Source organism: Mannheimia sp. E30BD, from assembly GCF_041807785.1.
Classification (GTDB): domain Bacteria; phylum Pseudomonadota; class Gammaproteobacteria; order Enterobacterales; family Pasteurellaceae; genus Mannheimia.
The window spans coordinates 1-21,081 of record NZ_JBGTYX010000024.1; the positions used below are offsets into that span (position 1 = coordinate 1).

Genomic DNA, 21,081 nt, shown 5'->3' on the forward strand with positions numbered 1-21,081 from the left:
AATCGCAATGGACGAAGGGTTACGTTTTGCGATTCGTGAAGGTGGTCGTACAGTAGGTGCTGGCGTTGTAGCGAAAATCATCAAATAATATTTGATAGTAATAAACGAGAAGAGAGGCATATCGAAAGATATGTCTCTTTTTTATTGCCTTTATTTCAGAAGGCAAAACCGATTTGCAAAGTTTTGAGAAAAAAAACCGCTTGTAAATTTATTTTTACAAGCGGTCGAATTTTATCAATATTTTACAATTTCAATTAAGCAATTTTTACAGCTTTATAATTACATTGTGGATTAACGATTAAATCCCGTGAGCGAATAATTTGGAGTTCGTACAAGCCTGATTTTGAGGTTTGTTCCATTACTTCATTTACGGCATTGGCAGTATGCTCAAAGGCTTCCAGATCTGATTTCCCATTTAATAAGTTCGCTACAAATAAGCCGGCAGTTAAGTCGCCTACGCCCACCGGTTCTTTGTCGAAATGATAGAGCGGACGGCTAATGTGCCAAATACCGTCTTGGTTGGCAAATAACATCTCGAATTTGTTGCTATCTTTACCTATTCGACTTAAATGTTTAACCAATACTTTTTTCGGGCCTTTAGTTAAAATCACTTTTACCGCTTCTAAGGCTTGTTCAAAATTTTCTACTGTTAAGCCTGTCAGTTCTCGCAATTCCACTAAATTTGGCGTGATGATGTCGGCTTGTGCCATCGCCAGATTGATCAAGCCCTCTTTTACCCCGTCTGCCACAATGCAGCCTTTATCGGGGTGTCCCATTACAGGGTCGCACACATAAATTGCGTTTGGATTTTCCGCTGTGACTTTATGGAGTGCGTTGATGATCTCTTCAACTTGTTCAGCAGAGCCGATATAGCCTGATAATACGGCATCGCAACGATGCAGTTCACCGATATTGTGAACTCCCTCTACAATGCTGCCAATCTGTTCTTTTGGCATTACCATTCCGCCCCATTTCCCATATTGAGTATGGTTAGAAAATTGCACGGTGTTTAATGCCCAAACATCCACTCCTAAAAGCTGCATTGGAAAGGTTGCCGCTTTGTTGCCAGCGTAGCCATAGACAACGTGGGATTGAATAGAGAGTATGTTTTTCATTCGCTTGCTCCTTTAAAAGCTTAATGTGTATTATTTTTTAGTCATTTGAATGACTTGAGGGTTGAAGGTGGGAAAGAAATTGCTATAATTCTCCCTCGTTAAATCTTATATGCCGACTTAGCTCAGTAGGTAGAGCAACTGACTTGTAATCAGTAGGTCACCAGTTCGATTCCGGTAGTCGGCACCACTTTCAAATCTCTTTTATCTTTTTATTCCCTTAATGCAAAACAGCAAGATTTTGCAAATTTTTACAAAAATCTTACCGCTTGTTCTATTTAAAACCGATTAAACGTAGCCGTAGTTCATTAGGCGTTGATAACGACGTTCTAATAAATCGTCTTTGTTAAGTTGATCTAACTCCGTTAAATCTTCCACAATACGTTGTTTTAGATTTTGTGCAATTTCCTCAACATTTCGATGAGCCCCACCCAATGGTTCCGGCACGATGTTATCGATCAGTTCTAACTCTTTTAAACGTGGCGCAGTTAAGCCCATTACTTCTGCCGCAGTTGAGGCTTTATCGGCACTTTTCCATAGAATTGAGGCACAGCCTTCAGGAGAAATCACCGAGTAAGTTGAATATTGCAACATATTGACTTTATCACCCACTCCGATGGCTAATGCACCGCCTGAACCACCTTCGCCAATTACGGTACAAATTACCGGCACAGAGAGTTGCGACATTTCACGCAAGTTGCGTGCGATTGCTTCTGATTGACCACGCTCTTCAGCCCCAATTCCTGGGTAAGCTCCTGGTGTATCAATAAAGGTAATAATCGGCATATTAAAACGTTCAGCCATTTCCATTAAGCGTAACGCTTTACGATAACCTTCTGGTGCAGGCATACCGAAATTACGTTTTACCTTCTCTTTTACCGTACGACCTTTCTGATGACCAATAATCATCACTGGGCGACCATCAAGACGGGCAATACCGCCAACAATGGCTTTATCATCAGCGAATGCACGATCACCTGCTAATTCATCAAACTCAGTGAAGATATGTTCAATATAGTCTAAAGTGTATGGGCGATTTGGGTGGCGCGCCATACGGGAAATTTGCCACGCATCTAAATTTGCAAAGGTCTTTTTGGTCAATTCTTCGCTTTTCTTTTGTAAACGCTTGATTTCATCATCAAGGTCAATTTTGTCATCTTGCAGACTGACCGCTTTTAAAGACTCAATTTTAGCTTCAAGTTCGGCAATCGGCATTTCAAAATCTAAAAATTCTTGGCTCATTATTTTTTCCTTTTTATGGGCAAAATTATGGGGCATTATCGCCTATCGAAGGGTTATTGTCCATTTTCAATTACACTAAATTGACCCATCGTACCTCTATCACGCAACATAAAATCGCTCACGCCAAAGGTAAAAGGCAATTGCTCAGAAGCGGTATTATCGAAGCGAACTAAAAGTGTTACCTCTTGTTCTGCCTCTAGCCAAACCGTATCTCGCCAAGCAAGTTGCTTAATCGGAAATGGTTTACGGTTTTGAGTCTCAATAATAAATTTTGCACCTTGTAGGGTAAATCCGACCGCTTGTGTGCTGTGTAAATACCAACGCTCAACACTGCCTTTTTGAGCGGTAAAATCAACTCGTTTTGGGTCAAATCGCTTTTGGTTGATTAAGTAATCAGACGGACTAAGCATAAATCGGCGTTCTTGGCTGATTTTCAAATTAAATTCATCTAATGAAAAGGCAGGTAAACTTGGTTTTGTATTGAGTACCGCAGCCATTCCTTCAGGTCTGAGTTCTAAAATCACATTGTCGATTAATTCATCATCGCTTGAGAAAACTTGCCCGATTTTGTAAAAAATATCTCTTTTTTGACCGCTTATCAGTGAAACGGTTTTGCCATCACTTAAATCCACTAACAGTTCCACTCGCTCGCTTGGGGCAAGGCGGATAGATTCCAGCTCTACAGGCTCTGCTAACATTCCTACACCTGTTGCAATAAGTCTAAGTGGTTGGTCATTATCTAGTCTTAAGTCATAAGCACGGGAGAGGGAGGCGTTGAGAACACGCAATCTGATCCAGCCGCGAGGCACATTGAAATAAGGTGATTCTTGTCCGTTTACAAACAGGCGTTTGCCTAAAAATTGGAGCGTGTTTTTATCTAAAACTTGTACACCTTCTTTATTGAGAAGCTGGTCTTGCAAAATCAGTGGAATATCATTCACACCGTATTTATTCGGTAAAGAGGTATTTTTGCTATGTTGATCTTCAATCATCCACAATCCAACCAATCCTCGATAAATTTGGAACGCTGAATTGAGCATCGTATCGGCGTGATACCAACAAGTACAAGCGGATTGATTAATTGAAACAATTGGCGACCAACTGCTTTTGGGGTCAAGAGAACGATGCACCGAGCCGATAATATCGCTTGAGGCTTGTAGCCCCTGAATATTCATTGAGATTTTTTGTGGCAAATTATTGAGATAAGTTAATTTAACAAAATCTCCTGATTTTACCCGTACAGTAGGAGCAAGATACTGTCCGTTCACGCCCCAAACATCGACCAACTTACCTTTATCAAATTGGGTTTGAGCAGGGCGTAAATCAAGCCGAACAGGTCTACCACGTCCAATATCCATAAGGGGTGGAATATTAAGGGCAGAGCGATCAGCTGCTAATGCAGCGTGAGGCAATGTCGCTAATGCACCTGCTAGGGTTGAACCTTGTAAAAATTGGCGTCGGGTTATCGCTTTTTTCATATTAGGCGTTTTTCGTTTTTTCTAGTTCTTTAACTTCTTGATTAAGCTCTTCAAATTTAGCGAGCATAATTTGGTGGCATTTTTCCATTAGTTCTTTCACGTTTTCACGGCTGTAACCTGATGTATCAATAGGCTCAAGCATTTCGCAGATCACAACGCCATTATCCCAACGGTTCAAATCAATTTTATTGTGTAAGTTAGAACAAACAACAGGCACAATCGGCACACCTGCGGAAATCGCTAAATGGAAAGCTCCGGTTTTAAACGGCAGTAAGCCACGTCCACGACTACGAGTGCCTTCAGGGAACATCCACACAGATACTTGACGCTCTTTGACGATTTGCCCTGCTTTATTCATTGTTTCAATGGCACTTGAACGCTTTTCACGATGAATAAAAATATTACCTGTTGCCCAATAAACTAAGCCGAAAAACGGAATCCAAATCAAGCTTTTTTTGCCGATACTCACGGTGTTTTCTGCTACCATTGAAGAAATCGTTGCCATATCATAGTTGTTTTGATGGTTGCCGATATAGACAACAGGGTAGTTAATTTCAGGTTTTTTGCGGGTAATCAGTGTTACGCCCATCAATTTATGCAATGAGCCGAACCAACGAGCCACAACGCCCACACTGCTTGGGTGGCGTAAACGCACTAACGCATAAAGTGTGCCGACAATAGAAATGAAAATAGCCGCGAGGGCAACAAGCAAAATACGAAAAATTTTTAACATAATGGGAATAACCTTAGAAATAAATTGTCTAGAAGTATAGCAAAATAAGGTTAGTTTCTAAAGATTATCATAATTAAATTGATAGTTTCCTATTTTGCAAAAAATCGGTATATTTCTATTTATAATCTTTCGTTGGATTATTACAGTTTTACTTTAGGGTAGAACAAATTTGCAAAAAGCGGAGATTTTTCGACCGCTTGTTATTCATAAGGAGAAAAGAATGAGTAAAGTAACTTTAGCAGGGAACCCAATTGATGTTGCAGGTAGATTTCCACAACAAGTCGATGTGGTTGCAGATTTTACGCTGGTAAACAGTGATTTAGAGGACGTATCACTGTCTGATTTTGACGGTAAACGCAAAGTGTTAAACATTTTCCCAAGTATTGATACAGGCGTTTGTGCGACTTCTGTACGTGTGTTTAACGAAAAAGCAACGAGTTTAGATAACACCGTTGTATTATGTATTTCAGCTGATTTACCTTTTGCTCAAGCACGTTTCTGCGGAGCGGAAGGAATCGAAAATGCCAAAGTATTATCAACATTCCGTAGCCGTGATACTCACGAAGCATTAGGGGTAAATATCGTTTCTGGCCCGTTAGCAGGATTAGCTTCTCGTGCGGTTATCGTGTTAGATGAGAACAACGAAGTATTACACAGCCAATTAGTACCGGAAATCAAACAAGAACCAGATTATGATGCGGCTTTAGCGGTATTATAATTTGTAATGTTTTAGTAAAATAACACCGCTTGTAATGAGCAAAATAAAAGCCCGTTGAGTTAAACCAATGGGCTTTTTGCTATGTAGGGGCAAATTGCAATTTGCCCTACGAATGTTCTCGTTGTAAAAATTATTTCTTACGAGAATGCAACCCTTTTTTCTCAAGGTTACGGTAAATTAGCCATTGTTGTGCAATGGTAATTAAGTTTGAGGTTAGCCAGTAAAGCACTAAGCCTGACGGGAACCATAAGAAGAAAACCGTAAAGATTACTGGCATAAAGTTCATTACTTTTTGTTGCATTGGGTCAGCCACTGGTGTTGGCGACATTTTTTGTAACAAGTACATTGAACCACCCATTAATAGTGGAAGAATGTAGTACGGATCTTGTGCCGATAAGTCGTTAATCCAACCAAAGAATGGGGCGTGACGTAATTCTACCGCTTCCATAAATGTCCAATATAATGCGATGAAAATCGGCATTTGGATTAAAATTGGTAAACAACCACCCATTGGGTTTACTTTTTCTTCTTTGTAGAGCTTCATCATCTCTTGGCTCATACGTTGGCGGTCATCACCGAAACGCTCACGCATTTCTTGAATGCGAGGTTGTAACATACGCATTTTAGCCATTGAGGTGTATTGCGCTTTCGTTAATGGGTAAAGTAGTGTTTTAACTACAATCGTTACGCCAATAATTGCTAAGCCCCAGTTGCTCACAATTTTCTGGATCGCTGTTAATAACCAGAATAATGGTTTCGCAATAAACCAAGCCCAGCCATAATCTACGGTTAAATCGAGGTTATTTGCCGCTTCTTCCATCTCTTTTTGGTCTTTAGAACCCGTCCAAAGTTTGCTGTTTAAATTCGCTTCAGAATTTGGTGCGATGGTTGTTAATGGACCACGGTAACCAATTGTTGCCACACCGTTGTTTGTGCGAGAGTAAAGATTATTTTCCGTATCTTGATTTGGCACCCAAGCAGACACAAAGTAGTGTTGTAATACCGCAATCCAACCTGCTTTGGTATCAATGCTTAAGTTAGCTTTTTCCATATCTTGGAAGCTATATTTTTTGTAGTTGGTTTCTGAAGAAGAGTAAGCACCACCTGTGTAAGTTGGCATAGTTAAACTGCCAGAACTTTCAACCACAGAATGTTTTAACTGACCATAAGGTTGAACTTCAATCGCTTCTGCAGTGTTATTTTTGATATTGAAGTTTACGCCAACATCATAGCTACCTCGTTTAAGCGTAAAAGTTTTGGTGTAGACTACGCCATCTTTCTCAAATGTTAATGGTACAGAAAGTTCGTTTTGCCCATCAGCTAATTTGAAATTGTCAGCCGTTACCGAATATTGTGGGCGACCAGCGTTAGTATCAATCCCGTTTTTACCCACTAAGCCACTTTGTGCGACATAAACTGTTTGCCCATTTTGCTGTAATAGCTTAAATGGCGTATTAGAATTTAATTCAGCATTATGTTTTAACAAATCTGAACCTACTACATCACCACCTAATGTATCAATGGTTAAGCGTAATACATCACTTTCAACAGTAATGGTTTTGCCTTGAGTAGCGCTGTCTGTAATTGGATTATTAGTATTAGGGGCAGCTGGCACATCGCCTGTTTGTTGTTGGGTTTGAGCCGCTACTTGAGCTTGTTTTTGAGCTTGAATTTCAGGGTCGAAATCTTGTTTCCATTGCATAAAAATCAGCATAGACACAAGAAGAAAACCCATTATCAGTAAGCCACGATTATTCATTTTGACATTCTCTTGTTAGTAATGGATAAAAAGAAAGGTATTTTATAATAGGTTAGCTTGTTTTCCAAACGCCTTTTATACACAAGCGGTTGGATTTTCAAAGAATTTTGCAAAACTTTGATCAAATCCGACCGCTTGTTATGGATAATAAATTAACGTTTATCTAATTTTTTGGTTGAAAGGCGAGCTACCGCACAAAGATTGTCTTGCTCGTCTTTGATATCAATATTCCAAACCTGCACTTCACGCCCTAATTTTAGGGGGAAGGCTCGGGCAATCGCTTTTGTGCCGGCAGGGATTGATTTTAAATGGCTGATATTCAGCTCCATTCCCACCGCAATTTGCGTTTCTTCACACACCATTAATGCACCTGCATTTGCAGTGGTTTCGGCTAAAGCGGCTGAAACACCGCCGTGCAACACACCAAAGGGCTGCTGAGTTCGTTCGTCCACCATAAGCTGTGCTTCAATCCAATCTTCACCGATTGCAGTAAATTCGATCCCTAAGTGCGATACTGCCGATTTTTGGCTAAGTGCATTTAATTGTTCGCAAGTTGCGGTTTGTTTCCAAATGGTCATTATGATTTCCTGTCTAATAAAAAAGCTGTCTATTTAGACAGCTTCTTTGGTATAATCCAACTCGTGCTATGGGCGAACAGTATGCTACGCCAATAGCACATTGTCTGATCGCCTTAGTATATAGCACTAAGGAGGTGATTTATGTGAAAAAATCAGAAATTTTCTTTCTGGTTGCGTTGCTAGTCTTAATAGCAACGTCCGCTAGCATTAAAGTATTAGCTGTACTCAATTTGCTAGCCGGGTTATTAGCTAGATAACCTATGTACTAGACAGAGGCAGGATAGCTACCTGTCTCACTTTTTATTCTAAGCCCTTTCTGCTGATATTTCAACCTTAAATCACTTCCAGCAATGCCTGAACAGGGTGCTTAATACCTTGTTGCTCAAAGCGTTTGACTTGTGAACGGCAAGAATAGCCTGTGGCTAAACAGCGTTCAAGCGGTTTGTCGTTGATTTTTTGCTGCCACGATTTCTCGTAAATTGCTTTTGACATCGCAAAATGTTTGGTCTCGTGCCCGAATGTGCCTGCCATTCCGCAACAGCCAACCGCTTCGGTGACTAATGTTTCTCCGAAGTAGGCAAAAATAGCTTGCCACTCTTTTGGTGAGCTAGGGAGTGCGGTAGATTCCGTACAATGGGAGAATAAATGCCATTGCAAGCGGTCAGAATTTTCTGATTTTTTGCAATTTTCTAACTCGCCGTTTTTGATTACTTCACTTAACCATTCGTGGGCTAGTAAAACTTTGAAATCGCCACGTGACTCTTTCAATACATCTTTATATTCTTCACGATAAATTAAGGTAAGAGCAGGATCGATAGATACCATCGGTAAGCCTAATTTCGCTACACGGTTTAAGAAATCCGACTGATTTTTCGCCGTTTTCGCAAATTTATGTAAGAAACCTTTTACTTGCTGTGCTTTTCCGCTTGGTTTAAACGGTAGAACAATCGGCTTGAAGCCTAATTTTTGGATTAAGGCGACAAAATCCGTAACCACTTTCGCATCATAATAAGAAGTGAATGGGTCTTGTACAATAAATAGCGATTTGCAATTTTTTGCGGAAAAATCACCGCTTGCAGCTTGTTGCTCAAGGTTTTCTAAATTCTCGCCTTGATAGCCGATTTCGACTAATTGTTGTTGCAAATTCGGCACGGATAAAGCTGGCAAATAAGTCATACCGATGGTTTTATTAGCCACTTTTTCGGCGAGTGTGGAGGTGCTGAACAAGTTAAAGAACTTAGGCTGTTTTGCCATTGTTGGGGCGATAAACTCTAAATTCGCCACCACATAATCTTTGAACGGGCGTAAATAGCGGCCGTGATAAAGCTCGTTAAATTGCGATCTAAAGGTCGGCACATCAATTTTTATCGGGCATTGGCTGGCACAGGCTTTACAGGCAAGGCAGGTATCCATTGCTGCTTTTACTTCGTGCGAGAAATCGTACTCTTTCTTTTTATTGAGAGTATTGCGGATTTTCGCCACAAAATCAGTGAGTTTTGCCGTTTTTGGCTGTTTACTAAAAATCAAATCATCGGGTCTAACATTTTGCTCGGCTAATAAACGTAGCCATTCACGCATTAAGGCTGCTCTGCCTTTCGGCGAATAAAGACGGTTGCCTGACACTTTCATTGAAGGGCACATTGTACTGTGTACATCAAAGTTAAAGCACAAACCGTTGCCGTTACAGTTCATCGCTCCTTTAAATTCCTCTCGCACTTGGATTGGAATTTGGCGGTCAAAATCAGCTCGCATTTGCGAATCAATCGGGTAGAGGCTGGTTTTACTTTCTAATGGCGTACAAATTTTGCCCGGGTTGAGGCGGTTGTGTGGGTCAAATAATGTTTTGATGTAGCGAAGCTCTTGCCATAAGGAGTCTCCGAAGAAATGCTCGCCATAATAAGAACGCATTCCTTTACCGTGTTCACCCCAAATCAAACCACCATATTTGGCGGTGAGTTCAACCACTTGGTCGGAAATCTGTTTAAAGGTTTCTACTTGGGCTTTGTCGCATAAATCTAAGGCAGGGCGAACGTGTAACACACCAGCATCAACGTGCCCGAACATACCATAAGGCAAGTTATGGCTATCTAACAAAGCTCGGAACTCTGCGATGTAATCCGCTAAGTGTTCAGGCGGAACAGCGGTATCTTCCACAAAGGCAATCGGCTTTGCCCAGCCTTTTGCGTTGCCGAGTAAACCTACCGCTTTTTTCCGCATTGCGTAGATTTTTTCGATGGAATTTACATCGCTTGTAAGTTGGTAGCCGATAATCCCTGCTTCATTATTTGCAATTTTTTGATCAAGGCTTTCACATAATGCTCGAACCTGTGCCTCAATTTGGGCTTGGTCGCTTGAGGCATATTCCACAATATTAATGCCTAAAATCGGGTTGTTTGGATCTTCGGTTAATAAATCAGCCACCGAATGCCAAACAATATCTTGTTTAGCAAGGTTCAGCACTTTGGAATCAACGGTTTCAACCGATAACGCTTTTGCCTCTAACATAAAAGGAGCAGAGCGGAGGGCAGAATCAAACGAATTATATTTAATATTAATTAAGGTGCGATATTTAGGAATTGGGAGCAAATTTAGCTTCGCCTCACAAATAAAAGCAAGCGAACCTTCTGAACCCGTTAGAATGCGAGTGAGGTTAAATTCACTTTCATCATTATTAAACACATTTTTGAGATCGTAGCCAGTAATAAAGCGGTTAAGTTGCGGCAATTCACTTAATATGGTTGGGCGTAAGGTTTTACAGCGACTAAAAATTTCACGATGTAGCGTTTTTCCTAATGCCGATAAATTAAGATGTTCAACATTTGCAAAAAAATCATCAGATTTGACCGCTTGCGTTTCTAGAATATCCCCGTTAATAAGAACGGATTTAATCGCTAAAATATGATCAGAGGTTTTGCCATATTGCAATGAACCTTGCCCTGAGGCATCAGTATTAATCATTCCGCCTAAGGTTGCACGGTTACTGGTAGAAAGCTCTGGCGAGAAAAATAGCCCGTGAGGTTTGAGGAATTGATTGAGCTGATCTTTCACTACGCCTGCCTGCACTCGCACCCATCTTTCTTCTACATTCAATTCTAAAATCTGGTTCATATGGCGGGAGAGATCAACAATAATATTATTGTTAAGTGATTGGCCATTAGTGCCAGTACCGCCACCACGAGGGGTAAAGGTTAAATGTTGATATTCATGCTTTTGAGCAAGTTTAGTGAGAATCACCACATCAGAAACGGATGTCGGGAAAATAATTGCCTGTGGAATTTGTTGATAAACGCTGTTATCCGTTGCCAGTGAAAGTCTATCGGCGTAGTGGGAAGCGATATCGCCACTAAAATGCTGATTGACTAGCTCATCTAGGTAAGATTGCGTTGCCGGGTTGAGTTGTGGTACTTCAGAAAGTCTAGGTATCATAGCTGTGCTTGGTTTTATAAAATAATAAGATTAAACTTTAGCTATCTTAACAAGATTTCACACAATTTAAAATGGAATCAGAAGGCTCAAAAATTGTCCAAAAATACTTCAATTGATTAAAAATTGATCTGATATATGCATTTCTATACATTTTCTTAGGAAAAAATATTGATTTTTCGTAAACGAAGAAAGATAATGATGATATTCTTGCTCAAGCTAGAATTAGAACAAGAATGTGCCTCAGTAGATAATTTTTATACAAAAAATACTTTTTTAGAATATTTTTTATTGTATAATATCGCTGACATTAGCTATCTTGCTTCTTAATTATCATTGTTGAAGCATAAAGTTAAAGTTTTAATACCTAATTTAGGTGTTAATAATATATTTAACCGATGACAATATTTAAGAGGATCATCAAAATGAAAAAAACATTGGTTGCATTAGCAGTATTATCTGCTGCGACAGTAGCTCAAGCAGCTCCACAAGCTAACACTTTCTATGCAGGTGCTAAAGCTGGTTGGGCATCATTCCACGACGGTTTAACTCAATTTGACCATAAAGATAATGGTCATAATGGTCAATTCGGTATCAACCGTAACTCTGTAACTTACGGTGTATTTGGTGGTTACCAAATTGCAAACCAAAATAATGTTGGTTTAGCAGTAGAATTAGGCTATGACTACTTTGGTCGTGTACGTGGTAACGTAGGTGAAGATAAAGCAGTTAAACACGTTGCTCACGGTACTCACTTAAGCTTAAAACCAAGCTATGAAATTGCTCCAAACTTAGATGTTTACGGTAAAGTTGGTGCTGCATTAGTTCGTAACGATTACAAAGGTTACAATGGTTTTGAAGATGAACGTGCTCACAACTTAAAAACTTCATTATTATTAGGTGCTGGTTTAGAGTATGCAATTACTCCGGAATTAGCAGCTCGTGTTGAATATCAATACTTGCATGCTGCGGGTAACTTAGACAGAGCTCGTCAGAAAGCAAATCTTAATTGGATTAATTCACAATATAGTCCGAAGATCCACTCAGTATCTGCAGGTTTATCATACCGTTTCGGTCAAGGTGCAGCACCAGTTGAAGCTCCAGAAGTTGTAACTAAAAACTTCGCATTCAGCTCAGACGTTTTATTTGATTTTGGTAAATCAAGCTTAAAACCGGCAGCGGCTTCTTCTTTAGATGCAGCTCACGCAGAAATCAGCAACTTAAACTTAGCTAATCAAGCAGTTCAAGTTAATGGTTACACAGACCGTATCGGTTCAGAAAGTTTCAACTTAAAACTTTCACAACGTCGTGCAGAAACAGTAGCTAACTACATCGTTTCTAAAGGTACTAACCCAGCTAACGTAACAGCTGTAGGTTACGGTAAAGCAAACCCAGTAACTGGCAACACTTGTGATGCAGTTAAAGGTCGTAAAGCATTAATTGCTTGCTTAGCACCAGATCGTCGTGTTGAAATCCAAGTTCAAGGTTCAAAACAAGTAACTATGTAATATAGTGCTTCAATTGTAAAATTGAATGAAAAAATGCCCGCTTGTTAGCGGGCATTTTACTTTTTGTTCACTTTAATAAATCTTTTAAACTAGATTTCATTTTTGCAACTTGTTCTAAATAAAGCTGTTTATTTTCAACCTCATCAGTTAATTTATTTATGGCTTCCGATAAAGTGAGGTTTTGGCTTTTCGCATATTTAGAGAGCTTTAACCAACTAGCGTATTCTAAATCAATAGACTTTTTCTTAGTTGTTTGTTTTTCTGCATTGAAAAAACGTTTTCGTTTTGCTCTAACAGATTGGCGCATTTTTTTACGTTGTTCGGCGGTCATTTCTGACTTGATCCATTTTTCTACTTCTTCAGGGGAGTCTTGCAAAGTGGAGAGAAATTGAACCTTTAAATCAATCAAACTTTGTTCTTCGTGTTTAGTAATGTTTTCCCCTTCCCGATGTTTTTTGAGAAGATATTGCCATTTCCAAGTGGTTTCTTGAGTGATGAGTTTTTGGTATCGCATAATCGTAAATAATGTTGGAAAAGATAAGCTATATTTAGCAAGTATAACGGAATTCTGTATAATAAACCAAATTTTCGATAACGAGGCAAATTTGTGACTATTTTTTTACTTAATAGCCCAGCATTAACTGTGGAATATCCTTTTTCTGATTTAACTAAGAAAGCCAATTTCTTAGATTTCCAGCCTAAAGCAAAACAAGCTCTAGATCAATTTATGCACGCTAAATTTGGCTCTTTATTGATACTGAAATCTGAGCTTTTTCCTGAATTTATTGATGAACTTGCCGATTATTTAAAACAAGATAATTTAACAAATTCTGTAGTAATAAAAATGGATTCTAATAAAAATAATTTGTTTGGATATTATATATTTTTAGAAAGAGAGCAGAAAACCGAATATGTAAAAGGGGCAATTCAAGAAGCGAATAATGGTATTTTAATTGTGAATATTAATTCATTATTATTGGATATTACCCAATGGGATAAATTAAAACAGGCATTATTATTTGGAGAATACGAACCTCATTCTGTTAATTATCCACCACATTTTTTAGCTAAAGAAAAATCAACATTTAAATTAATTCTAGTTGGCGAAAGAGAAGATATATCAACTCTTTCTTCTTATGATGATAGCTTATATCAAGTAGCACAATATACTGAAATTAAATCGTATTTATCGCTAAATAATAATGTAGATGAATGGGCAAATTATGTACAGACTTATGCGGAAAATATAATAAATAAAAGATTATCGCCACTTGCTCTTAATCAATTTTTACAGGCTTATATTCGAGAAAGTGAAAGCAGAGATTTAATTTCTATTTCACCTACATTATTAAGAAAACATTTATTAGGCATTCAGAATTTCTATCCAAATACAATAGAAATTAATGAAGTAAAAAGCTATTTTGATTATTTAGAGCAACAATCTTCCATTCTAAATGAATATACCGTAGAAGATATTCTCAGTAATCAGCTCTATATTGAAACGGAAGGCGAAGAAATTGGACAAATAAATGGCTTATCGGTCATTGATTTTGAAGGTGTTCCACATAGCTTTGGTGAACCTTTGCGTATTAGCTGTAATGTGCAATACGGTGATGGTGAAATTCACGATATCGAGCGAAAAGTCGAGCTAGGGGGAAATATTCACTCAAAAGGAATTATTATTGCTCAATCTTGCTTGGCTAATTTACTGGAATTACCAACGCAATTGCCGTTTTCTGCCTCTGTTGCCTTTGAGCAATCTTACGGCGAAATTGATGGCGATAGCTCTTCTTTGGCGATTTTTAATGTGTTAGTCAGTGCATTATCTAAAGTTGCCCTGCCACAATCTATTGCGGTAACAGGGGCAATCGACCAGTTTGGAAATGTGCTAAGTGTTGGCGGCGTAAATCAGAAAATTGAAGGCTTCTTTAATATCTGTAAAGCTCGCAACTTAACAGGTAAACAAGGTGTGATTATTCCTGCTACTTGTTTAAGCCATTTGAGCTTGAAGTCTGAGGTGGTGGAAGCTGTAGCCCAAGAGAAATTTAAAATTTGGGCGGTTGAAAATGTATTTGATGCGATGGAAATTTTATTCAATCGTCATTTCTATGATGATGAAAAATTACCAGTATCTGAACAAACATCGCTCTTCTCGCTTATTCATCAGCAATTAGAAGATCGTGATAATCAGGATACAAGCGGTTCATTTTTTAGAAAAATTTGCAAAAAATTAGGGTTTAACTGATCCGACAAGTTAGCGTACATCTGTTCACTGAGTTAAAAGTCTGTTACTATCCGACTAGTTTATCAGGTATTGATATAACAGGCTTTTTTCTATTTACAGGATTTTAAAAATAATGAACACTTGTACACCAATCATTAAACCAAGCTACACTTACGAAGAACTTTTACTTTCTGGCAAAGGTGAGTTGTTCGGCGAAAAAGGTCCTCAGTTACCTGCTCCTCCAATGTTGATGATGGATCGCATCATCGAAATGAATCAAGAAAAAGGCAATTTTGAAAAAGGTTATATTGAGGCAGAATTTGATATAAAGCCTGATTTGTGGTTTTTTGATTGTCATTTTATTAATGATCCTGTAATGCCGGGCTGCTTGGGTTTAGATGCAATGTGGCAGCTGGTCGGCTTCTATCTTGGCTGGATTGGTGGCGAAGGCAAAGGGCGTGCGTTAGGCGTTGGCGAAGTGAAATTCACGGGTCAAATTTTACCAACAGCGAAGAAAGTAACCTATCGCATTCATATGAAGCGTGTTGTAAACCGCAAATTAGTGATGGGGGTGGCTGATGGCGAAGTTGAAGTTGATGGCCGTGTAATTTACACGGCAACAGATTTAAAAGTTGGCTTATTCCAAGATACAGCCTCATTCTAAAACTAATTTTGCGATCTGCATCGAAAAACTAACTTTTTTCCATTTACAAAACCTTCTTAAATTATAAGATGCCCTCTATCAAGAGGGTATTTTTATGCACAGAGCAATAACATTAATTGAAATGCTAACCGCTATGGCAATTATGGTGATTGCTATTTATTTTATCTCGCCTGTTATTTTTACTTTTCAAGATAGAATTGCTTTAAATAGCGAAATTGAAAATATCCAATCTTTTATTTATCAAATCCAAACTAAGGCTCGTTATAGCAAACGAAATTACACATTAACGATTTCTCAGCGGAATAATCAATGGTGTATGGTAGCAGTAATTAAACCACGAAACAGTTCTAAACAAGTAATTTGCGATTGCTTAATAAAAAACAGCTGTGCTTCTAATGAAGAGCATCATCTTTATAGATCAAATAATCAAAATATTATATTGAGAAATAAGAGTTTATATCCAAAATCCTTTATTAATATTGATGGGGTGAGCGGTCAGTTAGAATCTAAATGTATTAATATTAGCTTAAATAATGAGAATGATATTCTACAATTTGAACAATTAGGACGAGTTTATGTGGCAGCCAAAAATAAACGTAGTACCTGTAAAGATTAACTTATCAGCATTCAGTTTGATTGAAATTTTAATTACTACCGCACTCGGTGCTTTTGTTTTATTTGTTTTCGCTTCTAGCTATACCGATTTTTATCGCTCTCAAACTAAACAACGAGCGTTATTGGCTCTACAAGCAGACGCTCACCAGCTAATAAACTACTTACAGCAGCACTTGCAACATAGTGGCTATCAGGGAAGTAAGCGAGCAGGCAGTAACTTTGATTTATTTCAGTTTGCTGGGAAAAGTATGAATATACCGAAGAAAAATTGTGTAATAAGTTTTTATGATTTAAACCAAGATGGTTGTTTGGGAAAACGTAGAACAAAAACGACCGCTTGTAAGTTGGGCGAAATTAATAATACCCGTGATGTGTTGAAAGAGATATTTGCCTTTAAACTAGAAAATAATGAGATTTATGTTTTTTCACAGAATTTAGACATTTGTACAAAAGAAAACTGCTCAAAAGTATTAGAAAATTGTAGTGGCTCTTGGAGTAAATTTACTGAAATAAATAGTGTGAAGGTAAATAAACTTGATTTTAGTTGGGAGCAACAAGATAAGTTAATTAAAGTAGAAATAGAATTAGAGTCAGTAAACGAGAATAATATTACTTATTCCACAAAAAGTTATATTTCCCTATTAAATCATTCGAGGTGACAGTGAAGATAGGTAAAAATGCTAGTGCATTATTAATTTCATTAATATTAATTTCCTCTATTCTAGCTACATTATTTCTAACAAAAGAGAAATGGATTGCTCAGCAGAATATAATTCATTTTTATAGCGAGAAATATCTTAATGATAAATATCATCTACTTTCTTTATATAAAGAAGATAAAAATATACTTTGCCAACAGGTAAAGAAGGAAAATGTTACTCAAGTAGATTTTTCATCGAATAAATTGATGTTTTTACAATATCAATTTGAATGTCAGTTTAATAGTGTATTTAAACAAGGAAGACCAACAAGGGAAAAATATATTCCTTTTACTCGAATATCCGATCATCTTGATTTCACTAATGTGCCTAAGAACGAAATTTATACTATCCAAAACTTATCAGAACTGCCCCTAAGTCGTGAAGATAACCCTAAAATCGTGATCGCTAAGAATGATATTAATGAAAGCTTGCCGAAAGATTTTTACGGCATTGTTATTACCGATTATCTATTTGATATTACAGGGAAAAAAATGTATGGCATATTGTATTCCTCCTTTAATAATGCACGAGAAGAACGCAATTTAACCTTTAAAAGAGAGGTTATCGCAAAACTGGAAGAAAAATATTCCTATTGGAAATATTTGACTCATTCTGAAAATATTATCGGAGCGGTAGATGAATAAATATAAAGCAGAAAGCACGATTTCGCTGTTAGTGGCTGTGGCTTTGTTTGCGATTGTTGTATTGAGTTTTAGTTATTGGCAATCTGAGCAGAATAGACGGGTGAATACTCACTTCCAACAGCAACAGGCAGCAGTAATATTAGAAAACCAAATTGCGTTACAGTTGGCAGGATTAGCTTGTGAAAAGCAGATAGAGCAAAATAACATTCGTTATGAAATTCAATGCTCAGAAAATAAGCTCAGCATTCGTTTTCCACTTGGGAAAATTGAGCTGAATAAGGATTGAATCCCCCCTCGCTTTATTGGACAATAATTCATTAGCGAGGCGTTATTATGTTTACACTTTACCAATCTAACCAAATTTCATCACTGGCTGAAATGCTGGTGAAAGTTCAGCAAGTTAATCCGCTTGAAGATCCGTTTGCGCCAGAAACCATCCTTATCCAAAGTCAGGGAATGGCACAGTGGCTGCAAATGCAGATTGCCGAACTAAACGGCATTATGGGCAACTGCCATTTTCTCTACCCCACCACGTTTTTATGGCAACAGTATCGTGTGCTGTTTCCCGAATTGCCAAAAGAGAATATTTTTGACCGTAGCTCAATGACTTGGCGCCTGATGCGTTTACTCCCAAATTGCCTGACTCAAGCGGAATTTGAACCGCTTCAACGTTATTTAGCAAATCAGCCGAGCGAAGAGCAGTATCAACTTAAACTTTATCAACTTTCTACCAAAATTGCTGAATTGTTCGACCAATACTTGGTTTATCGCCCGCATTGGCTAGTACATTGGGAAGAAGGCAACTTACAAGCGGTCGAAAATGAGCTAAAAATTGCAATTAAGGCAAAGAATGTTGATCCAAATTTGATTGCAGCCGATATCAAATGGCAAAGCCACCTATGGCAGCAAATTGTTCAAGATCTGCAAGCAGGGGCAGATGATCGCGTATTTACCACCTCGCACCGTGCTTATTTGCAGCAAAATTATTTTGAAAAGCTGGATAATCTCACCGAAGCGGAAAAAGCAAAATTACCAAAGCGTATCTTTATTTTTGGGATTTCTGCCTTCTCGCCGTTGCAGTTAGCGGTATTTAAAAAGTTGAGTGAGCATTGTGATATTCACATCTTTTTCTTTAACCCAAGCGAAAAATATTGGGGCGATAGTGTGGAAGATAAGGTATGGCAAAAGCTCGCTTTAACACGCAAAATTTCGCCAGAGGATCTGGAAAATTTATTAGCAGAGCAGAGCAATAAACTGCTCAATCTTTGGGGCAAACAAGGACGTGATTTCTTAGCACAGCTAATGGAATTTGAGCCGCATACTATTGATGTGTTCGCTGAACCTGAAGAAAACAACAATCTTAACAAGCTCAAAAAGCAGATTTTTAATTCTGCAAATAATGCCACTATTGAGGATTTAACTGACGATCACTCCATTCAAATTCACGCTTGCCACAGCCCAATGCGTGAAGTGGAAGTGCTGCATAACCAACTGTTGAATTTATTTGAGAAAGACAAAACCTTACTGCCGAAAGACATCATTGTGATGTCGCCAGATATCAATAAATACGCCCCTTATATTGATGCGGTGTTTTCTCGCAATAAAGGCAGTCGAGATCCTCGCTATATTCCGTTTTCCTTATCGGATCAGGCGTTTACCAAAATTGATCCTATTATCCACAGTTTTTTACAACTGCTTGCGATGAAAGAGAGCCAATTTAACGCCGAAGATCTGTTTGATTTATTGGAAGTTGGGGCAATTCAAACTCGCTTCGCTTTTAGTGCAGAAGATATACATACGCTACGCATTTGGGCGAAAAATGCAGGAGTGCGTTCAGGCATTGAGATTCAGCAACCTCATTGGCAGAATTATAATTCGTGGGAAAACGGTTTAAATCGGTTACTGCTTGGTTCAAGCCTAAAAGAAGCTCACGGCATTTGGGAAAACACGTTGGCATTTGGCGACAGCTACGGCTTAAATGCTGAATTGGTCGGACGGCTTGCCTCGTTTATTTCGACTTTATTGGAATGGGTAAAACTGATTCAATCGCCACAATCCTTAGAACAATGGCACTTGGCAGTAAAAACGCTGATTGCTGATTTATACCAAGAAAATGCGGAAAATGCGGCCTCTATTTTGTTACTCAATGCAGTAAACGATGAAATTTTAGCGCTGATTTCTACCACTCATTTTGCTGAAAATCTGCATATTGATATTGTCGAGCTGATGTTTAACCAGCAGCTCAATCAACATTCGCAACAGCTTAACTTCTTGGTTGGGCGAGTAAATTTCGCCACGCTGTTACCAATGCGGGCGATACCGTTTAAAGTGGTTTGTTTACTGGGAATGAACGGGGCAGATTTCCCACGCCAGCAGCAGATCAACAGCTTTGATTTAATGCAGTATGCTCCACAAAAAGGCGACCGTGCGAAGCGTGATGATGACCGCTATCTCTTTTTGGAAGCCTTACTTTCGGCACAAAATGTGTTTTACATCAGCTACATCGGGCAGTCGCAAAAAGACGGCAAAGAGATGTTACCTTCTATTTTAGTTTCTCAGCTTTTAGATACGATTAACGACTATTTAGAGCCTGAATTTAAAGCACAGCTTGGAATAGAGGCTGAGAAAATTTTAGTTAGAAAACAACCGCTTACGGTGTTCAGCAAAAAGAATTTTACTCACCCGAGAGATTATGCTTACAACGCAGAGTGGATTATTAGCCCGACTTCTTCTACGCAGGATTTCTTAAGTGAGCCATTAAATACAGAAACGGTTGAGGAGATTGAGATCGGAAATCTTATTCGTTTTGTACAAAATCCGATTAAATTTTTCTTCGTTAGTGTGCTAGGCATATCTTTCAACACCTATGATGACACCATTGATGAAAGTGAAATTTTTGCGATATCGGGGTTGGATAACTACGCCATCTTAAACGAATTATTAACAGTTTCACCTGAACAACAAGAACAGTTTTTTGAGAAAGAACAGCTTAAAGGCAACTTACCAGCCTCTAATTTTGCTACCACAACCAAGCAAGATTTAATCAGCAAAATCAGTGATATGCGAGCAACTCTAGCGGAGTATTTAACAAAAGACAGCACGATTTTAACGCTTAACCAAAATCTTGCTATTGATGAAATAACGATCAACCTAAATGGTAATTTAGAGAATGTATTCAATGAAGAAATAGTGCTATGGCGAGTGGGTGGTCTGCGAGATAAAGATAAGATAGCAGTTTGGATTTACCATTTATTCCTCTGTGCTTATTTCCCGCAAAAAAACGTGAAATTCTATTACCGTGAGGCTGAGCAAACAGGCTTATTGAGTTTTGAAAAAATGTTACCCGAAGAGGCTCTATCTCAATTAACGATTTATGTGAAGGACTACTTAGCAGGCTTATCGCAAGCACAACTTGTGGTTTATCAAGGCATTGACGATTATCTCAAAAAAGGCAGTGAAAACAGCGAACAGGCGCTTTCTAACCTTGCCGAAGATAGAGAGGGTAGTTACATCAACCGTATTCTTTCGCAAACAAGCACACTCAATTCGGAAGAAATTTACCAACATACGGTAAATTGGTTTGGCGTGATGAATGAGAAAATAACAGCGAATAGTTAAGCAAAACTTATAGGGGTGAAATATTTTTCGCCCTATTTTACACATCACAAATAGAATTTTCCCC

The 21,081-nt window shown here is 38.4% G+C and carries 17 protein-coding genes, 1 tRNA gene and 1 pseudogene; 11 read left to right on the top strand and 8 right to left on the bottom strand.

Annotation, left to right across the window (positions count from 1 at the left end; translation table 11 throughout):
- Window positions 1-88, top strand: a pseudogene (locus tag ACERCG_RS10495) (elongation factor Tu); the annotation flags it as partial.
- A gap of 166 nt (window positions 89-254) precedes the next feature.
- Here ACERCG_RS10495 and pdxY read toward each other — a convergent pair.
- Window positions 255-1,115: a pyridoxal kinase PdxY gene (pdxY, locus tag ACERCG_RS10500; RefSeq protein WP_373612016.1), complete on the bottom strand. Its 861-nt coding sequence runs from the start codon at window positions 1,113-1,115 to the stop codon at window positions 255-257.
- A 111-nt stretch (window positions 1,116-1,226) separates the two neighbouring features.
- Here pdxY and ACERCG_RS10505 point away from each other — a divergent pair.
- Window positions 1,227-1,302, top strand: a tRNA-Thr gene (locus tag ACERCG_RS10505).
- 98 nt (window positions 1,303-1,400) lie between these two features.
- Here ACERCG_RS10505 and accA read toward each other — a convergent pair.
- From accA to ACERCG_RS10520, 3 genes are read right to left on the bottom strand one after another with little or no spacing between them, the layout of a single operon-like run.
- Entirely contained in the window at window positions 1,401-2,354 is a 954-nt protein-coding gene (gene accA / locus ACERCG_RS10510) for an acetyl-CoA carboxylase carboxyl transferase subunit alpha (RefSeq protein ID WP_373612017.1), read from the bottom strand.
- 53 nt (window positions 2,355-2,407) lie between these two features.
- Window positions 2,408-3,832 (bottom strand): multicopper oxidase domain-containing protein, encoded by a 1,425-nt coding sequence (locus tag ACERCG_RS10515; protein ID WP_373612018.1) that lies wholly within the window; start codon window positions 3,830-3,832, stop codon window positions 2,408-2,410.
- A gap of 1 nt (window position 3,833) precedes the next feature.
- Window positions 3,834-4,565: a 1-acylglycerol-3-phosphate O-acyltransferase gene (locus ACERCG_RS10520; protein WP_373612019.1), complete on the bottom strand. Its 732-nt coding sequence runs from the start codon at window positions 4,563-4,565 to the stop codon at window positions 3,834-3,836.
- Window positions 4,566-4,785: 220 nt separating this feature from the next.
- Between ACERCG_RS10520 and tpx the strand changes: the two genes are divergently transcribed.
- Window positions 4,786-5,283 carry a thiol peroxidase gene (tpx, locus tag ACERCG_RS10525; protein WP_373612020.1) on the top strand — a complete coding sequence of 166 codons (498 nt, stop codon included), beginning with the start codon at window positions 4,786-4,788 and terminating at the stop codon, window positions 5,281-5,283.
- Window positions 5,284-5,413: 130 nt separating this feature from the next.
- Here tpx and yidC read toward each other — a convergent pair whose 3' ends face one another.
- From yidC to ACERCG_RS10540, 3 genes are all read right to left on the bottom strand, one after another.
- Window positions 5,414-7,042, bottom strand: coding sequence for a membrane protein insertase YidC (yidC, locus tag ACERCG_RS10530; protein ID WP_373612021.1), 1,629 nt, complete (start codon window positions 7,040-7,042; stop codon window positions 5,414-5,416).
- Window positions 7,043-7,194: 152 nt separating this feature from the next.
- Complete coding sequence (locus ACERCG_RS10535; RefSeq protein WP_373612022.1) at window positions 7,195-7,620, bottom strand: hotdog fold thioesterase; 426 nt, start codon at window positions 7,618-7,620, stop codon at window positions 7,195-7,197.
- Window positions 7,621-7,953: 333 nt separating this feature from the next.
- Window positions 7,954-11,046: an FAD-binding and (Fe-S)-binding domain-containing protein gene (locus ACERCG_RS10540; protein WP_373612023.1), complete on the bottom strand. Its 3,093-nt coding sequence runs from the start codon at window positions 11,044-11,046 to the stop codon at window positions 7,954-7,956.
- A gap of 422 nt (window positions 11,047-11,468) precedes the next feature.
- Between ACERCG_RS10540 and ompA the strand changes: the two genes are divergently transcribed.
- A complete protein-coding gene (gene ompA / locus ACERCG_RS10545) occupies window positions 11,469-12,551 on the top strand; it encodes a porin OmpA (RefSeq protein WP_373612024.1) in 1,083 nt (360 codons plus the stop codon).
- Between the two features lie 67 nt (window positions 12,552-12,618).
- Here ompA and matP read toward each other — a convergent pair whose 3' ends face one another.
- Window positions 12,619-13,065, bottom strand: coding sequence for a macrodomain Ter protein MatP (matP, locus tag ACERCG_RS10550; RefSeq protein ID WP_373612025.1), 447 nt, complete (start codon window positions 13,063-13,065; stop codon window positions 12,619-12,621).
- Between the two features lie 93 nt (window positions 13,066-13,158).
- Between matP and ACERCG_RS10555 the strand changes: the two genes are divergently transcribed.
- From ACERCG_RS10555 to recC, 7 genes are all read left to right on the top strand, one after another.
- Window positions 13,159-14,796, top strand: coding sequence for an AAA family ATPase (locus ACERCG_RS10555; protein WP_373612026.1), 1,638 nt, complete (start codon window positions 13,159-13,161; stop codon window positions 14,794-14,796).
- Window positions 14,797-14,908: 112 nt separating this feature from the next.
- Window positions 14,909-15,439: a bifunctional 3-hydroxydecanoyl-ACP dehydratase/trans-2-decenoyl-ACP isomerase gene (gene fabA, locus ACERCG_RS10560; protein ID WP_188157284.1), complete on the top strand. Its 531-nt coding sequence runs from the start codon at window positions 14,909-14,911 to the stop codon at window positions 15,437-15,439.
- A gap of 94 nt (window positions 15,440-15,533) precedes the next feature.
- Entirely contained in the window at window positions 15,534-16,055 is a 522-nt protein-coding gene (locus ACERCG_RS10565; RefSeq protein WP_373612027.1) for a Tfp pilus assembly protein FimT/FimU, read from the top strand.
- On the top strand, window positions 16,015-16,713 hold the full coding sequence (locus ACERCG_RS10570) for a hypothetical protein (RefSeq protein ID WP_373612028.1): 699 nt from the start codon (window positions 16,015-16,017) through the stop codon (window positions 16,711-16,713). Before ACERCG_RS10565 ends, ACERCG_RS10570 begins: the two co-directional genes overlap by 41 nt.
- A 2-nt stretch (window positions 16,714-16,715) precedes the next feature.
- Window positions 16,716-17,399: a DUF2572 family protein gene (locus ACERCG_RS10575; protein ID WP_373612029.1), complete on the top strand. Its 684-nt coding sequence runs from the start codon at window positions 16,716-16,718 to the stop codon at window positions 17,397-17,399.
- Window positions 17,392-17,685: a DUF5374 domain-containing protein gene (locus tag ACERCG_RS10580; RefSeq protein ID WP_373612030.1), complete on the top strand. Its 294-nt coding sequence runs from the start codon at window positions 17,392-17,394 to the stop codon at window positions 17,683-17,685. Before ACERCG_RS10575 ends, ACERCG_RS10580 begins: the two co-directional genes overlap by 8 nt.
- A 47-nt stretch (window positions 17,686-17,732) precedes the next feature.
- On the top strand, window positions 17,733-21,017 hold the full coding sequence (gene recC / locus ACERCG_RS10585; protein WP_373612031.1) for an exodeoxyribonuclease V subunit gamma: 3,285 nt from the start codon (window positions 17,733-17,735) through the stop codon (window positions 21,015-21,017).
- The last annotated feature ends 64 nt before the right edge of the window (window positions 21,018-21,081 follow it).

Coding starts and splice junctions, on each gene's coding strand:
- ACERCG_RS10515 (WP_373612018.1), bottom strand. CDS start 3,832: ATGAAAAAAGCGATAACCCGACGCCAATTTTTACAAGGTTCAACCCTA.
- ACERCG_RS10570 (WP_373612028.1), top strand. CDS start 16,015: ATGTGGCAGCCAAAAATAAACGTAGTACCTGTAAAGATTAACTTATCA.
- ACERCG_RS10565 (WP_373612027.1), top strand. CDS start 15,534: ATGCACAGAGCAATAACATTAATTGAAATGCTAACCGCTATGGCAATT.
- ACERCG_RS10540 (WP_373612023.1), bottom strand. CDS start 11,046: ATGATACCTAGACTTTCTGAAGTACCACAACTCAACCCGGCAACGCAA.
- ompA (WP_373612024.1), top strand. CDS start 11,469: ATGAAAAAAACATTGGTTGCATTAGCAGTATTATCTGCTGCGACAGTA.
- ACERCG_RS10580 (WP_373612030.1), top strand. CDS start 17,392: ATGAATAAATATAAAGCAGAAAGCACGATTTCGCTGTTAGTGGCTGTG.
- ACERCG_RS10520 (WP_373612019.1), bottom strand. CDS start 4,565: ATGTTAAAAATTTTTCGTATTTTGCTTGTTGCCCTCGCGGCTATTTTC.
- yidC (WP_373612021.1), bottom strand. CDS start 7,042: ATGAATAATCGTGGCTTACTGATAATGGGTTTTCTTCTTGTGTCTATG.
- pdxY (WP_373612016.1), bottom strand. CDS start 1,115: ATGAAAAACATACTCTCTATTCAATCCCACGTTGTCTATGGCTACGCT.
- matP (WP_373612025.1), bottom strand. CDS start 13,065: ATGCGATACCAAAAACTCATCACTCAAGAAACCACTTGGAAATGGCAA.
- tpx (WP_373612020.1), top strand. CDS start 4,786: ATGAGTAAAGTAACTTTAGCAGGGAACCCAATTGATGTTGCAGGTAGA.
- accA (WP_373612017.1), bottom strand. CDS start 2,354: ATGAGCCAAGAATTTTTAGATTTTGAAATGCCGATTGCCGAACTTGAA.
- ACERCG_RS10535 (WP_373612022.1), bottom strand. CDS start 7,620: ATGACCATTTGGAAACAAACCGCAACTTGCGAACAATTAAATGCACTT.
- fabA (WP_188157284.1), top strand. CDS start 14,909: ATGAACACTTGTACACCAATCATTAAACCAAGCTACACTTACGAAGAA.
- recC (WP_373612031.1), top strand. CDS start 17,733: ATGTTTACACTTTACCAATCTAACCAAATTTCATCACTGGCTGAAATG.